At 33.6% G+C, this 16,517-nt stretch carries 12 protein-coding genes; all 12 read right to left on the bottom strand.

The window, feature by feature from the left end:
- Positions 1-5 precede the first annotated feature (5 nt).
- The gene (locus M9897_12160) at positions 6-1,016 is read right to left on the bottom strand and encodes a hypothetical protein (GenBank protein MCO5269636.1); all 1,011 of its coding nucleotides are present in this window, start codon (positions 1,014-1,016) and stop codon (positions 6-8) included.
- Positions 1,013-4,555: a S8 family serine peptidase gene (locus M9897_12155; GenBank protein ID MCO5269635.1), complete on the bottom strand. Its 3,543-nt coding sequence runs from the start codon at positions 4,553-4,555 to the stop codon at positions 1,013-1,015. Before M9897_12155 ends, M9897_12160 begins: the two co-directional genes overlap by 4 nt.
- Before the next feature lie 434 nt (positions 4,556-4,989).
- Positions 4,990-6,000 carry an NAD-dependent epimerase/dehydratase family protein gene (locus M9897_12150; GenBank protein ID MCO5269634.1) on the bottom strand — a complete coding sequence of 337 codons (1,011 nt, stop codon included), beginning with the start codon at positions 5,998-6,000 and terminating at the stop codon, positions 4,990-4,992.
- Between the two features lie 332 nt (positions 6,001-6,332).
- Complete coding sequence (locus tag M9897_12145; GenBank protein MCO5269633.1) at positions 6,333-7,670, bottom strand: glycosyltransferase; 1,338 nt, start codon at positions 7,668-7,670, stop codon at positions 6,333-6,335.
- Entirely contained in the window at positions 7,667-9,097 is a 1,431-nt protein-coding gene (locus M9897_12140; GenBank protein ID MCO5269632.1) for a putative DNA binding domain-containing protein, read from the bottom strand. The genes M9897_12145 and M9897_12140 overlap by 4 nt, the downstream gene beginning before the upstream one ends.
- A 119-nt stretch (positions 9,098-9,216) precedes the next feature.
- Complete coding sequence (locus tag M9897_12135) at positions 9,217-10,092, bottom strand: glycosyltransferase (protein MCO5269631.1); 876 nt, start codon at positions 10,090-10,092, stop codon at positions 9,217-9,219.
- On the bottom strand, positions 10,089-11,015 hold the full coding sequence (locus M9897_12130; protein ID MCO5269630.1) for a glycosyltransferase: 927 nt from the start codon (positions 11,013-11,015) through the stop codon (positions 10,089-10,091). Before M9897_12130 ends, M9897_12135 begins: the two co-directional genes overlap by 4 nt.
- A complete protein-coding gene (locus M9897_12125; protein ID MCO5269629.1) occupies positions 11,012-11,998 on the bottom strand; it encodes a glycosyltransferase family 2 protein in 987 nt (328 codons plus the stop codon). Before M9897_12125 ends, M9897_12130 begins: the two co-directional genes overlap by 4 nt.
- A complete protein-coding gene (locus M9897_12120; GenBank protein ID MCO5269628.1) occupies positions 11,956-13,143 on the bottom strand; it encodes an ATP-binding protein in 1,188 nt (395 codons plus the stop codon). Before M9897_12120 ends, M9897_12125 begins: the two co-directional genes overlap by 43 nt.
- 513 nt (positions 13,144-13,656) lie before the next feature.
- Positions 13,657-14,460, bottom strand: coding sequence for a glycosyltransferase family 2 protein (locus tag M9897_12115; protein ID MCO5269627.1), 804 nt, complete (start codon positions 14,458-14,460; stop codon positions 13,657-13,659).
- The gene (locus tag M9897_12110; GenBank protein MCO5269626.1) at positions 14,461-15,270 is read right to left on the bottom strand and encodes an FkbM family methyltransferase; all 810 of its coding nucleotides are present in this window, start codon (positions 15,268-15,270) and stop codon (positions 14,461-14,463) included.
- Positions 15,271-15,323: 53 nt separating this feature from the next.
- Positions 15,324-16,499: an ABC transporter ATP-binding protein gene (locus M9897_12105; protein ID MCO5269625.1), complete on the bottom strand. Its 1,176-nt coding sequence runs from the start codon at positions 16,497-16,499 to the stop codon at positions 15,324-15,326.
- Between the last annotated feature and the right edge of the window lie 18 nt (positions 16,500-16,517).

Genomic DNA, 16,517 nt, shown 5'->3' with positions numbered 1-16,517 from the left:
ACCTGTTATTTAATTTCTATTTTTTGTTCATTCGTTCCGTCAATATTCATAATGTAGATTTGATTACTGAATTCAATGGTACAATCGTTAATTAATTTTCTATCGATTCGCTCCCAAATCATTTTTGTTTTGGATTGATTAATATTACCACTCAAATAAATCCTAGCATTACAACTTTTCTTGATTATCTTATTAACCTTTGTATTAATATTAAATTGGTTGAGACCATTTTCATTGGAATATATAACAGTTTCGTCATCTAGCCAAAAAACACTTCCCCAAACTGAGGAAGTAGATAATGATGAATAATCTAATTGATATTCGATTGCTTTATTTTCCATATTAAAAAATGATAAAATATGAATAGTGTTTTCAATAATATATTTTGGGTTCTGATAATTGCCCAGTTGACTATGACTAAAATACAGTGTATCAAGAATATTCCCGCTTTCATCAAATAGATAAGTCCAGGCATTACTTGCCGAAAAAGCGACAAATTGGGTACCATCATTATTCCACTCAGGAGAATGTAAATCATTAAGATAGGTTAGCTGAGTCAAACTATCCCCATTACTTTTAACTTTATATATATTTTGATCTGGAAGATTAAAAATAATCCAATCTTTTTTACTCCATTTTGGAAAACTCCAAATTTCTCCATTATAGATTAAAGTCGATTGACCCGTTGTAATGTTATATTTAAAAATGCCCATTGAATTCGAAATACCTGCCCCCCCTTCAATCTTCGTTGCTTTTGTATAAAGGAATTCATTATCATTATTAGGATTGAAGTAACATCGACTACTACCACCAGCTATCGTATCTGCTGATATATAAGTCATACCAAAAGGGTTGCCACAATTTTCGGCTGATATTGAAATACAAGAGCTAGTATTTTCATTTGTTTGTATCAAATCTTTCTTGCATCCCAAGAAAAACATTATGACTGATGTAAATAATATCCAAGCAACAAATTTGTTGCTTGAATATAAATGATTTATTATTAATTGTTTCATTCTTTTATGAATTTTTTAGTTATAGAATTGTTCTCAGAAACAATTTTTAATAGATACATTCCTTTAGGAAGATTTGAAATATTGATTGTGAAATTTTGCTCTCCTTTGTTCTTAATTCCCAAATTTGGATTCGCAATTAGTTTTCCTTGTGTATCATAAATAAACAAAGTTGTGTTTGAAGAATTTTGAAATTCTAAAGAAACATTTAGAATTTCATTCGTTGGATTTGGATAAATAATCACATTATTTTCAAATGCATTCTCACTTAAAGATGTTACACTATTATCTTTTATATGAAGAGAATATGCAAATCTCATATTTGACGGTCCTCCATTAGGGATCCATTTATTAATATCTTGCCCTGAAACATTTGATTTCTTAACCCACCAAGCAAAAGTTTGAACACTAAAAACGGCAACATTACCGCCTATAGTTACATTTGGTGTTATATCCATCCATTCTTCACCAGTAACTGGAACAACTGCGCTAACACCTTTGATTGTTCTAGCTTCTAATGGCCACCAATCAATTATTTCTTGATAAGTAGGAAGAACGTCAATATATGTCCAATTAACCTGGATTCTGTCTGCTTTATAAGCACCTGCGGCAATTCCATTTACATTATTAGCTAGTATGATATTCATGCCAGAAGAGGTGGTTTGTGAGGGGGTAACATTTTCCGAATGTTTAATAATGTATTTTGGAAAATTCACTTCTTCGGCAGCATCATAGGCATTGATTAAACCGTGTCCATTTTTTTGATCATAACTACCTGGATTTTGTTTATTATTAGCAGTTTTTTCCAATATATGCTCTACATCTTCGGTTGCTAAGTTGTTAGGAGCTCCTTTATCAAGATGATGTTTACTATACATTAATGCCGTCACACCCGCAACATGAGGAGCGGCAGCAGAAGTTCCATTAAAGGTATAATAATTATTTGGGGTTGAGGACGTATTTTGCCACCAGTATGGTGAAATAGGATTATAAGGTGTGGTTACTAATTCGGTGCAACCTGGTGCAATAAAATCAACACCATTTCCATAAGAAGATGACCAAAATACGTTAGTTTGTTGTCCGATGAGAATATCTCCATTTGTTCCATCCTTGTACTTCCCATCTATTCCACTAGCTCCAACGTTTAAAACCTTTTTATCGTCATAGCATGCGGGATATTCTATGGGATTCCCATTACTCCCATCGTTTCCTCTAGATGCAATAAAGATACTATGATTTCTCCAAGCAGTATTAACTCCTTCTTTAATCTCCTGACTTTGTTGAGTTCCACCCCAGGAATGATTCTGTATATTTATGCCGTATCCATAATTATTTGTAGTGCTCAAAGACCCTTTAACTATTGCTTCTTTTGCTTTAGCGTTTGTGCTAAAATCTCCACTACTGAAAATTCCCATTGAAATTAATTGAACCCCAGGATTTATACCATCACCACCGGCAATTCCTGCAATACCGATTCCATTATTCCTATATGCACCAATAATACCAGCCACTGAAGTACCATGACTGCTGCCAGGACTAAGTACAGTTGAAACATGAACGTTATTATAAAAGTCCCAACCATCAGTTATTTTACTCCCTAAAAATGTTCCGTCTCCAAAATCTTCATGTACCCAATAAATTGGATCATCAAAGACGCCGACTTTTACATTCCAATAACCTGTTTCTATATCCCATGCAGGGTTAATATTTATATGTGCATCAGGATATTGACTTGTTGGTATTAAACCAGCTTGTTCTATTGTTACAAGAGAGTCGTTGGGAATACTCGTGTGTTGAATTATACCATTAAGTTCTGCGTAATGAACCATATTAAATGAAATAGTATTTAAACTATCAACGACTTTAAGCTCATCTATTTTCTCTGGTAGTCTAACCGTTAATGATGCCCAGAAGTCAGGCACTTGAATAGTGTCACCTAAACGAGTAATTGACAAGCTATCGGCAGTAGTCATCCCTCTATGGATTTTAAACGTTTCCAATCTCGAAACATCAAACCCGAGCTTATTACTCATCTCGGTTATCACGTTCGGTTTCACAAAATCACTTAGCATACCGGCTGTAAAACCTTTTCTATCAATAGCCAGGAAATTTACAACACTTCTATCAAATCGAATAATCACTTCATTAGCATTATATTTTGGTTCTCCATTTTCAAAAACGGGTTCGAACGGTTTTTCATATAAGGTGTATTTTACAGTTCTTGCACGATAATTTCCATTTCCTAAATCTGTTTGACCAATTACAATAATATTTCCACTTAAATCAACAGTAATTCCTGTTGGCATTTCATTTTGATCTGGATTAGTGAATTCTGCTTGTGTATATATAGAACCATCTTCATTATAAACCAAGGTTTGAAAAGAGGTGAGACTTGAATTCTTAGCTAAACCAGTAACAAATATTTTATTATTACTTATTACTAATTGTGTAGCCTCATCATCTGTATTTTCTTTTCCATTAAACTCCCTTGACCATAGCAAGTCTCCGTTTTGACTATATTTTAATAAAATATAATTCTTCCCTTCATTATTGGTTTCTACTGTTCCGGCAACATAAACATTTCCTTGGCTATCAACTTTTATCCCATTTCCTTTGTCATCATTTCCATATCCATCATAATGTTTTTCCCAAAGAATATTAAGGTTTTCATCCAACTTATAAATTGCTATATCAAATGAATTTTGGTTGTTAACGGCTCCAGTAATATATATATCCCCATTATCATCAATAGTCAAATCGTTAATCTCATTGACCCCTTGCGTTGCATTACCAACACTTCTTCTTTCTCCTAATAATGTACCATCCGAAGTCTTATACATTAATGTTGCCAATTCCCATTTGTTTGGCCCCACTTGACTAGCTCCTGATACGTATAGGTTATTCCCTTTTAATTCAATTTTAGCAGGTATTTCATTTAAGCCATTGAAATCATATCTTTTCTCCCAGATTTTGATACCATTGTTTGCTTTTAGTTTTAATACAACATAATCTGCTAACGTATTTGTTCCAAAACTACTTCCGGTTACAAAAATATTCCCATTATTATCTCCTGTAATTGCCGTTCCAACATCTGTGGGAGTAGGAGTGCCGTTGTTATCGTAGAAATAATCCCATTTCAATACACCATTCCCATCATATTTTAATACAACAAGGTCTTGTCCATTGCTTGTATTTTGAATAGCGACTCCTGTAACATACACATTGTAATTGTTATCAACAAATACATCTGCTGCTATATCGTCCATATTGGCCGCCCCATTATAACTCTGTTCCCATATTAGGTCGCCTTTTGGATTAAATTTTTGAATTAAAATGTCGTGATTACCCATTGGGTTAATTGTCGAACCAGCGACATAGACATTTCGTTGGTTATCAGTGGTTGTTGCATTTTTATAAAACACTGACATTTCACCTCCTTCTCTGCTCCAGTTTTCCGAGAAGTAGGGTTGTCCTTGACTAAATAGCATTGTTGGCAAAACTATTGTAAGGACTAAAACGATTTTTTTAATTATTGTATTCATAGTTATAAGTTTTAAATTTAAAGTATTTTGATTTAATTATCTAACCTATTCTATTTGAAAAGTTGGTTCTGGATATTCTTAATTGCTTTATTAATATTTTCATTGTTTTGAAGATTTTGTTTATACTAAATCTTGAAGGTATCTGACAGCAAATCTTGAGAAAATGAAAAAATAGTCTGTACAAATAGAAACAGAAGAATAGATAGAAACCATATTTCCTTCATAGTATTCATAAGTATGTTACAACCTATCAATTTTTATTTTTCATGAGAAATTATTTCTTAATAAATTCTGATTTACCTAACCAACGTTTTATAAAAAGTAGTAATATATTTTAGAAAATTACTCTAATTACTATAGCAATTATAAGTTGATTTTTTTGAATAACAAAAAAACTTTTGTTAAAAACAATCTGACTTAAAGGAGAAAGGTCATTACACGAGTTTACCTTTCACTGCATTTTCCACACTTTCTTTCAAAGTATAAAATTCATACCCAATGGCATCCTTCAATTTCTGATTGCTAAACTTAGTTTTGGTAAAAGAAGATTTCAATACTGTTTTAGTGAGTTTTGGTGCTGAAAATGTGATTCCACTATAAATAGAGGCAAAAACATACGCGATTTTCATCAAAAACGGAGTTATTTCTTTATGAGGTGGCTTTTTACCTACTTGTGTAGCGATAGTATCCATCAATTCTTTAAATCCGGCATTAACTCCCACACAGATATAACGCTCACCAAAGATATTTTTATTCATCAACTGGGTAAGTGACCTAGCCACATCACGAGCGTCCACATAGCCTGTGCCTCCAGGTGGATAATAGGATAAACCTTTGGAAACAGTCTCAAAAATAGCCAAGGAACTCTCCTTCCAGTCCCCTGCACCAATAACTACCCCAGGATTTACCATGACAGCATTCAGACCTTCATTAATACCTCTCCATACTTCTTTTTCTGCCATATATTTGGAAAGTGCATAGGTTTCAATTTCAGAAGATTTCACCCATTTAGTTTCTTCTGTAATCTCTATTCCTTCTACAACATCCTTTTTCCCAACAGCAGCTGTAGAGCTCACAAAACCAAATTTTTTGATACCTAAGCTTAGTGCTAGGTTCACTAAATTAGCAGTGCCATAGCGATTAATATCGATGAGTTTCCCTGTATCTTTTCGAGCAAAAGATACAAATCCAGCTGAATGATATACTTCTGTGTGCCCTTGCATAACCTCTTCCAAGCTAGAAACATCTAAGATATCACAGACCTTCCAAGTGATTCTGTTAAAACAAGCTTCAGCCTCTTCTTGAAGATAATACTCGAACAGCTTTTTAACCTGAGCTATCTTATGTTGACGAGTATAGATAGCGGTAATAGGCTCATCTTGTTGAGCAAGTTCTATCAATAAGTGACTTCCTATAAGTCCTGTGCCTCCCGTTACAAATCTCATGGGATAAAGGTAAGGAAAAATGGGCAACACTATCAGCCCTCGATACATTTTTCTCCTATCGTCGAAAAACACTCGGGCTGACAGTGTTTAGAGGAGACTCCTAACGTCGCGAATTCACTCGGCATAACAGCGTCTGGGGAGACTTATAACGTCGTGAATTCATTGAATATAACAGTTCATCCAGCTGTCAGACTGAGTGATTTTTCGAAGATAAATTTGCCTGTCCTGAGTATGCCTAAGGGTACCGAGGGCATGACAGCGTTTGGGGAGACTCCTCCCTAATGGTTTTGTAGTGTATTTTAATGAAATTTCAGGGCGAGACAGTATTTGGATTATTCCTTATTACTTATCTCTATTAATAATTTTACCAATCTCTCTGTTTGAATCTTTCGTGAATAATTTTCAGCCCCAATCGTATGATTTTCAATATATTTCCTTTGCTCAAATTCCTCAAACAAATCATCTAAAACTTTTTCCAGCTGCTCTCTATCCTTGACCACAATTCCACTATTGGTACTATGAATTAAATCAGCTTGGAGACTCTCACTAAGGCCAGATATGGATGCCATATTGTAATATTTCTCTTTCAACATTTGTGCCTCCATATCATCCTCAAAACAAAGAAGGATTTTACGGTTAAGTGCAAGGTAGTCATATATCTTCGTTCCCATATAGGAATAATAGTTAAAGAGCAATAAGACATTACTTTTTGCCATTTCTCGAAGCAGGAGTAGATTTTTCATGCGGGGATGGAAAACGACTACCTCTTTAAGATTTTCATTTTGGGTTATAAGTGCTTGTATTTCTTGTTCTTTGTTGATACCGTAAAAATGAATCTTAAGTCTTTTTTCTGGGTACTTGACAAGATAAGTGTGAATGGTTTGTAAAAAGGCAAGATACGGATGCCAATCGTAAATCGTTCCAGCTAGGGAAATGGTCAGCACTTCAGTATTTTGTGTTTCAGTCTTAATTCCTTCAAATGCATTTTCATTGAAACCATTGGGAAAGATAGCAATCGGTTTTTTACCAATAATTTGCTCTATTTTCTTCTTCATAAAATCAGATACTGTAGTTATATGCGCGACATTTCGTAAGGCAAGTCTTTCATTCCGAACATTCATCCGGAAGGAAGGTGAAGACTTACTCCTTGAAGTATTATCACTCCACGGATCACGATAATCGGCTACCCATTTCACCCCAAATTCTTTACTCAATTTGGCGGCATAGTGAAACAATACAAATGGTTCTCCGGTAGCTAAAATGAGATCAACTTTATTTGCTTTCAGATAATTTCGGGCAGCTTTATATACTTCATATTTTGTGCCTATTGGTAAGAACCATTGCCCCATTTCGTTCCAACCGGTACTGATTTTCTTTAAAATATTAGAAAAAATATCATTCTTCCCCTTTAAATTCAAGCGATTGGAGAGTGTAGTCTTATACGGCGTTTTGATAAGTGTGCCAAATTCAGTTTCTTCAATAATCACTTTAGCAGTATTACTCGGTTGTATGTAATCTAGTCCGTTTCCATGAATAGGGTTCCAATTGCGGGTAATAACCACCGGATAAATTCCCATCTCTTTGAAATGCTCATACCAATAATGCGGTCGAAGTCCACCAACAGAAACGTAGGGTGGAAAATCGTAGGCGAGGATGAGAACGGTTTTCATTTGTTATTTTTGTTATTTAGTATTATCCATTTTCCCGAACGCGGACTACCTTCATACGTTAAAAGTTTACCAGATTTTAGTTTTTTTAAGTGGTAGCGGACACCATATTCCGTTAACCCTAATAATTTAGCTAAATTTTTAGCGGATAATTTGGGATTATCTGTAAGATAATCAATAAGTTGTGTTTCTATTTTAGTGGTAGTTTTAGTGGTAGTTTTAGTGGTAGTTTTAGTGGTAGTTTTAGTGGTAGTTTTAGTGGTAGTTAAAATAGGTACTATCGCTTCAAAAATATCTCCTTCTGCTATTTTAGGATTACTACCTGAGTATGCCTGACTATATTTAAAAATTTTACGTATTCCAGTACCTAATTCTTCCGCTCTACCTATTTGTACAAAAAATTTAGCCAGATGTGGGTTTTTGGGGAATGATTCACAATTGGTCGGTCTCACATCTCCATATAAATGTGGTTTATTGGCATTTCGTATAATACAATCTGTTTCAAAAATTTCTAAAGTGGAAACACGTGGATTAATATACTCTCTGTGTATAAGAAAATTAGCGATTACTTCTCTGAAAATATGCTCTCTCAACGAAATCCGTGTGTCTCCTTCCAAATAAAATTTATCGGGTAAATGTTTTGCTATAAATTCCATTAATTGTTCATAAACATTTATCAAATTAGTACGCAAGGACAATCGATCATCATATCGTTCCTTGTCTCTAATTCTGACTAATGCTTCTACTCTATAATACGGAATCATACTCGTGATGACCTCTTCTTTCCCTAAAAGCAACAATGCTGCTAAAGTAAAACCTTCCACATTCGTGAGTAAATCGGTACGATACAATCCTGCCATTTTAAAAAATGTCTTCCCCTCTGCCTCTAACCATGGATGAGCTGGTCGGTTCAAACGAATTAACTTTCTTACTTTTTCAATAATGTTATCCTCAAAATGGGATTCATTCAAATAAGGATAGATCGTATTCTCTGTATAAATCGTATTTTTTTGAGTATATAATTCTGCTCTTTTAATATGCGTTTTTACCTGAAAATCACCGTCCGAGCTTCGGTCATACAGTACTCCTCTCGTTTGATGCACTTGTGAACTTGAAGGAACAAATACATGAATATTTTTTTTTCCTTCCAGTTCAACAACCTTTGGTTGCAGTAAAAAAACTGGGTTCAATTTTTCACTGTTATTTGACAAATTCGCAAAATCCTTACATAACTTCTCAGCGCAATCAGCGTTTACACCTCTTATGCCTCCATTATCATCAACGCCTAATAATATTGTACCGCCCTCACGGTTTAAAAAAGCGCATACAGTTTCAAAAAGATTTTTAGGCAACTCAAATTCAGCTTGTTTAAATTCTATAGTTAATCCCTCTCCTTGTTTTAATATATTTCGAATAATTTCAACTTGCATATCATAAAGTTATAAAAAAATCCGTTATAATAAAGCGAAAACCACCAACCGAGATATAGGGTGGAAAATCGTAGGCGAGGATAAGAACGGTTTTCATGGTGTAAATATAATTTTTCTATTCATCTCTTCCTGATTTTATACCAGAAACTCTTACAAACCAGCTTTAAACTGCTCCATAAAAACCACTTGATTAGCATAAAAGGATAAACAACAAATGCATTCCAGAAAGTAATGGATTTTAGCATTTGAAAAAAGGTATAATGAACCAGATAAAACCTACGAATGATATAGGTGATAATTTCTCTCGTCCCATTTCCTTGGCCTCCAATCACATGATTCGTCTTTTGTGGAGATTTTTGTCTTTTTGAGAATAACACTTTCTTTTGGTGTAAATATCTACCACGATTTAAATAATATGCCAAACTAGGATAGATATTATTGTAAGGCGTTTTACGGTTTGGCCACCACCAAATAGGAAATTTTACATGCTTTATTTTTTCTGTTTTAAATACTCCATATCCAAATCCATCATTCTCAAAATAGACCAATTTAAATAGTTGTATTAATCGCGAAAAACTACCATAATTAATATCAATTTGTGCTATTATTTTATCTTTTTCATTAATGATTGCATACGCATTAAAAGACACGATAGCGTTGTTATCATTCTCTAACGCAGTAGTATGCGTTTTGATAAAATCAGGATGAATCAAATCATCATCTCCAGCCCACATAAAGTATGGTGTATCAGCTTGTGCAACAAGAAATTCCATATTCTTTGAAATTCCTAGATTTTTCGGTTGACGAATGTATTTTATACGCTTATCTCTTCCTGCATAGGCTTTGCAAATTTCAGCAGATCCATCTGTCGACCCATCATCGGAGATAATAAGTTTGAAATTTTGTTCAGTTTGTGCCAAGATAGAATCTAATGATGCAGAGATGAAGTCAACATCATTAAAAACAGGAAGAGCTATGGTGATAAGAGGGGTCATTTTATCTTTAAAAACTTTTGAAAAAAGAAGATAGTTCCCCACTTTAAATCACCTAAATTTTTTGGAAAGTAAGAGAGCGATAAAATAGAAAACGAAAGGTAATGATAGGCTAGCTTACGGAATGGGATTTTGGTTGTTCCATAGGTATATACACATAGATGAATAAATGACTTAAATCTATATATGGGAAAATTTTTGTCGATTTCTTTTAGCCAAGAGAACATATTGAAGTCAGTTTCCAGTTCTCGGTAATCAATCCTAGAACTTAACCCTTCCCCTGAAAAGCGATACACACACATTTCATCTTTAAAATACTTGATCTTACCAAAAATAGCCACCATTGGATAAATAGCTCGTTCATTGGAAGAAATATTCTTAGGGATGCCTCCCGTTTTATCCCAAATTTCTTTTCGATAAACAAAGGAAGAAGTATGAAATTTTCGGTGTGTTAACATATCCATTAAGGTGTAAACCCTATTCTGCTGTTCACCAAATAGAACTCTTTTAGTTAGATTATTCTCATATATTTTTATTGATTGATGACCACTACCAGCAAAATCTAGATTATTTTCTAGAAAATCCACCTGTTTTTGTAGCTTATTCTCATCAGTCCAATAATCATCACTATCTAAAAGAGCAATGTATTTACCACGACAATGATTATGCGTTTCCACACAATTTGGTGTTAATCCAAGATTACTTTTATTTTGGATGACTCGGATTTTATCGGGATATTTTGATTCATACGCTAAAGCTATCTGACGTGTATCATCTGTACTACAATCTTCTCCAATAACCAATTCGTACGAATAAGATGTTTTTTGAGCCAAGACACTTTCTATTGCTTCACCTATATATTTTTCAACGTTATAGGCTATCATTACAATACTGATTGTTGGAAAGTCCATTTGTTCTTCTTTCATCTCTTAACTTTCAAAAATTCCCTATTCTTTTTAAAGGAATAAATAAAAGGAAGATAAAAATAGCGAAAATAGTTTGATAAATAAGCGATGTATAGTTTTTGATAAACTTGTCGGTCATTTTTTGATAAGCTGAAAGATAAGAAGGTATTAGTAATGATATTGAAATGATAGATAAGATGATATGATAAATAACTTAACCACCCTCCAGTTTTTAAGTATAGAAGTGCGTTAGAAAGCAAGTTTTGCCGAAGTGTCCAATTACTTTCAGTTGAACTTCCACCATGTTTGTGAATTGCAATGTATTTATCAAAATAAACAATCTTTTTACCTTTCTTTTTAACTCGATAACACATTTCTAATTCTTCAGCATACATAAAAAAATCTTTATCAAACCCACCAACTACGTCAAAATCTGTTTTGCGAATAAGCATAAAGGAACCCATTACTGCATCTAATGATTTTGGTTGAGGTTTAAAGAGTTTATACCACAATATGTTGTATGATAAAAGGTGACGAATGGTTCCAACATCATAATAACAAGATTTTTGAAAACTACCATCTTCGTTTTGTAATTGGCAGCCTAGAACTCCATTTAATGTTGATTCTTCCAATTTTTCAATACATGGATGCAAATCTTGACTAAGAAGCATATCTGAATTCAACAATAAAATATACTCTCCCTTCGCTTGTGAAACTCCCAAATTATTAGCTCTCCCAAAACCTGCATTGTAGGTGTTATTTATCCACTTTACTTCGGGAAAATCTTTTGTAATAATCTTTTCTGAATCATCTTGTGAGAAATTATCTACTACAATTATTTCAAAATTGAAAGAAGTTTTTGATTGGTAAATACTTTCAATACAACGATGTGTTAAAATCGGTGTTTTATAATTTACAATTATAATTGAAAGTTCCATTTTACAAGTTCCTATATTAAAAATCAAAACAACATTTCTACTTCCATGCTTAGAAAATCTTCCCATGGAATTCCCTCAGAACCTACTAATAATAGTTTGTTAGGAGAAAATCGCTCGTTGAATTTGCGCATTCCTTGGGTGGAGCGTTTGGCATTGGTCTTCACCTCAATGCCAATCAATTGCTCTCCTTTTGTAAGTACAAAATCCACTTCATCATTTCCTTCCCGCCAATAGAACAATTTCATGCTACTCGTTTTGCATGCATTGATTAAATGTACTCCAATAGCCGATTCGATAACTCGCCCCCATTCTTTTGGTTGCAAAATGATATCTTGATAATGCAAATCGCTTTGGGCAGCAATAATCGCAGAATTATATACTTGAAACTTGGGACTTGAGGCACGTTTGTGAATACTATTAGTCGCATATTTTTCAATTCCGCCCAACAAGCCGGCTGTATCCAACAAATCTAAATAATGAGATAGTGTGGTTGTATTTCCGGCATCTAATAATTGTCCCAGCATTTTAGTATAGGATAGAATTTGTCCGGAGTATAAACTTCCGAGCTCAAAAAGTCGCTTTAAAAGTGCCGGTTTATTTACTTGCGTTAGAAGTAGAATATCTTTTGAAATGGTTGTTTCCAAGAGTGAATTTCGTACGTAATCTTTCCATCGATTCTCATCTTGAATGAGGAACACCGAACCGGGATAACCTCCAAACCATGCGTATTGGGAAGCGGACCAACCAAACGCTTCTTTCATTTCAGAAAAAGTCCAATGGGAAAGAGGTAGTAATTCAAATCGCCCTGCCAATGATTCCGTTAATCCTTTTTGAAGAAGTAAACGGGAAGAACCCAACAAAATCACTTTAATATTCGTACCATGAAGAGAATCTTCATCCCACAATTTCTTTACTTGTTCGCTCCAATTGGAAATCTTTTGAATCTCATCAATAATTAGTAAAACTTCCGGTACGTTCTGAGCGGTAATCTTTAAACGGGCACTTTCCCAAATTTGCGCAATCCACGTTTCGTTTAAAGAATCGACACTATCGGCGGATTCTAAGATAGTTGGAAGTTCGATTTTGTGCATTAATTGCTTGACCAAGGTCGTTTTTCCCACCTGCCGAGGGCCTACAATGACTTGAAGGAAATTCCGTTTTTCAAGCACTCGCTGCTGCAAAATTGAAAGCTCTTTTCGTTCAAAATCCATAATTACTCAATTGAATGAGTAAAATTACTCAATAAGTTTGAATAAATTACTCAAAAGTGGAAAAAATAAAAAGATAATCCCATTATCTATCAAACGAGGCAACTTGTTCTATATCCGTTCTAGCTACTTTTCCCACTTCTTGTTGATAATAAAAAACGGATATGCTCGTGTTCTTTTTCATAAATTAATAGAGAGATGGTGGTGTTTAATCTTGATTCTTAACTAATTCATACACATTTTGAAGCTGGTGAAAACGTTGTAAAACTTTTAATAGCGTGTCCAAGATCACATTTTCTCCCTTTTCCAAATTGGAGATGGTAATCCTTGATACCGTCAATGGATCAGCCAATTCTCCTTGTTAAATCTTTGTCTATTTACGCAAGCGTTTGCACCATTTCCCAATTTCGATTTGTGTTTCTTTTACGGTATGAGTTTCGAACATCATGAATATTATATTGCTCAGATATAATCGAAATGATGATTATAATTTACATTTAATCATTTGCTAACCTTTTAATACTTATAGCATCCGAAATGATTTAGTATTAATTTGGTTATTTTTCGTAAAAGACCACCATGAAAGATATTATGAAATTTGTCGTGATCTTCTCGCATAGAACGATTGTATAAATCGTATAAATCCATAGTATTATAAGAAAATATTTTTGAGTTAAAATCATCAGATATAGAATGTATCATGGATTCAGATAAAACTCTATATTCAAAACATACATTTTCAAGATAATAAAATGATTTATTTTTGTTTAAAGCTCTTAGCCAAAAGTTCCAATCTTCACAGCCCATATATGGCATGTCCTCTGCATAACCACCTACTTCTTCCCAAACAGATTTACGGAAAATAGCACAAGCGTCTATTTGGTTAGCAAATAATAATCTTTTTCTATCTAGTTTTTGATTTTTCCATATACCTTTTTTTTCCCCAATATACTGTGCATTCCCATAAATAATATCAATTTGCTCATTCTTTTCTAACATATCAACAGCTTCATTCAGATAGGGAGAACAAACCTTATTATCACTATCCAAAGGTAAAACATACTTTCCTTTTGCTAATTTAATTCCATTATTTCGGGTTTTTCCTAAACCTTGATTTTCTTGATTAAGTACAAAGTATCCTTTCTCTTCTATTTCTTTCAGCTTCTGAATAGTAAATTCGTCAGTTGAGCCATCATTAACGATGATAATTTCAACAGAATATTTATCTTTTGAACGTTCGATACTCTCTAACGTTTCTTCTATATATTTCCCGTGATTGTAACAGGGAATGATAATACTAACTACTATTGATGACTGCATTTATAAAAGATTTGTATTAATTCCCATAGTTGTTTCTCCATATTCACAGAGTATAAAATTTCTTGCCTTTAAAAGTTGATAGATACCTGTACGACAATCATATTCATCGTGTACTTCTATGGCAATACATTTTGTTTTGTCTAAAAAATTTGTCTCTGTTTCTTTCTCTAAAAGAAAGGTTTCAGCACCTTCAATATCTATTTTTAAAAGATCTATGTATTCAATATTATTCTCATGCATGATTTGGGGTATAGTTATACTCTTAATATCGCTTTCATCATCAGTTGCATAGAGTGTTTGTTTTGCCCAATCGTTATGATCTCTAAACTCTGAACCTATCTTTAGTGGAATATTTTCTACTCCCATTAAACCAGCTCGATATACTTTTACTGAATCGGCTAATCGATTATTTTCAATATTCGTAGTTAGTTGCTTGAAATTATTCCATTCAGGTTCTATGCAGAAAATTTGTAAATCTTTAAAAGTATTTTTGAAATATATCGAAGTCAAACCAATGTTTGCTCCAGCATCAATCATAATTTTTGGAATAATATTATTTAATTTAAAGAAGCTTTTCACAAAGGCATATTCCTCTTTAATCAAGACCTGTTTTAGAACCTCATAATCGGAAGAAGGTAACTTTCGAAGTGAAATAGAAAAATCATTCAACTGATATAGAATTCTTCCTTGTTCAATTTTATTAAGAATTACGTGATTACTTTGGGCATAAAACTCCATATTATTATCATTGAAATTTTTCTCAATACGATAACCGAGCTTATTAATAATATGAAGAATGAATTTTTTCAAAATTTAATATGTCTATTTCTTAATCGTTGAAATTTTTCCAAGTTATTTAAAGTCTAACTCCATTCATATTTCCCAAAGGTATTCCCATAATCATAACTACCATGTACTGCTAATTCAGACTCATGATCAACCACCTGAAACATAGTCACATCCTCAAACACACCCAATCTGAATCTTTGGGGAATCTGTATAAATATCTCCAAAGTATAGCTTCCTCTAGTAAGGCAATAGCTATCAATAATAAATTGGTGATGCTCTTTTTCTATTTTCTTATCTATTGAAAAAGCCTTTGTTCCATTGGTGTTTTTGATGCATAAATACATGGAATATAAAGATGCATGAGGCTTGATATAAAAATCAAAATCAATCACTATTTTATCTGAAATCTCAAATATGTGTTGACTTTTGCCTTTCTCATTTTTTATTTGGATAGAATGAATATCATAATCTTTTAATTTATCAATTGACTCATTGAAGAAGTCTTTTGTTGTGAACTGATTTTGATTATAAATAGAAATGGCTTCAGTGGTATTTCCATTAAAAATCATTTGTCCTTCTTTCAATACTATTCCTCTTGTACACAAATTTCTTACCGCCGCCAAATCATGACTCACAAACAACACCGTCCTCCCTTCTCCAGCCACATCCTTCATTTTCCCCAAACATTTCTTCTGAAATTCAGCATCACCCACCGCCAAGACTTCATCAATAATCAAAATTTCGGGTTCCAAATGTGCTGCCACTGCAAAAGCTAAACGCACATACATTCCGGAGGAATAATGCTTAACAGGTGTATCGATAAATTTCTCAATACCAGAGAAAGCTACAATCTCATCAAATTTGGATTGTACTTCTTTGCGTGTCATGCCGAGAATAGTGCCATTTAAAAAAATATTTTCTCGTCCGGTTAATTCCGGGTGAAAACCAGTCCCGACTTCCAGTAAAGAAGCCACACGGCCATTAATTTCAATTCTTCCTTCAGTAGGTCGCGTAATTTGTGAAAGAATCTTTAATAAAGTCGATTTACCTGCACCATTCTTTCCAATAATGCCCACCACATCTCCTTTTTGCACTTCAAAAGAAATATCTTTTAAGGCCCAGAAATCTTCCGATTTTTCTGATTTTTTGGTAAAAATAGTTGCTAAGGTACCGCGTAAACTGCCGTCCTTTTCCTTCCCAATACTGTATTTTTTGGAAACATGGTCTAACTTAATGGCTATATTGCTCATGTACTTACAAATCTAATT

Source organism: Brumimicrobium sp., assembly GCA_023957385.1.
GTDB lineage: Bacteria > Bacteroidota > Bacteroidia > Flavobacteriales_D > Crocinitomicaceae > Brumimicrobium.
Note: the sequence above shows the minus strand (reverse complement) of the source record. Positions and strands in the feature narration are given on the sequence as shown.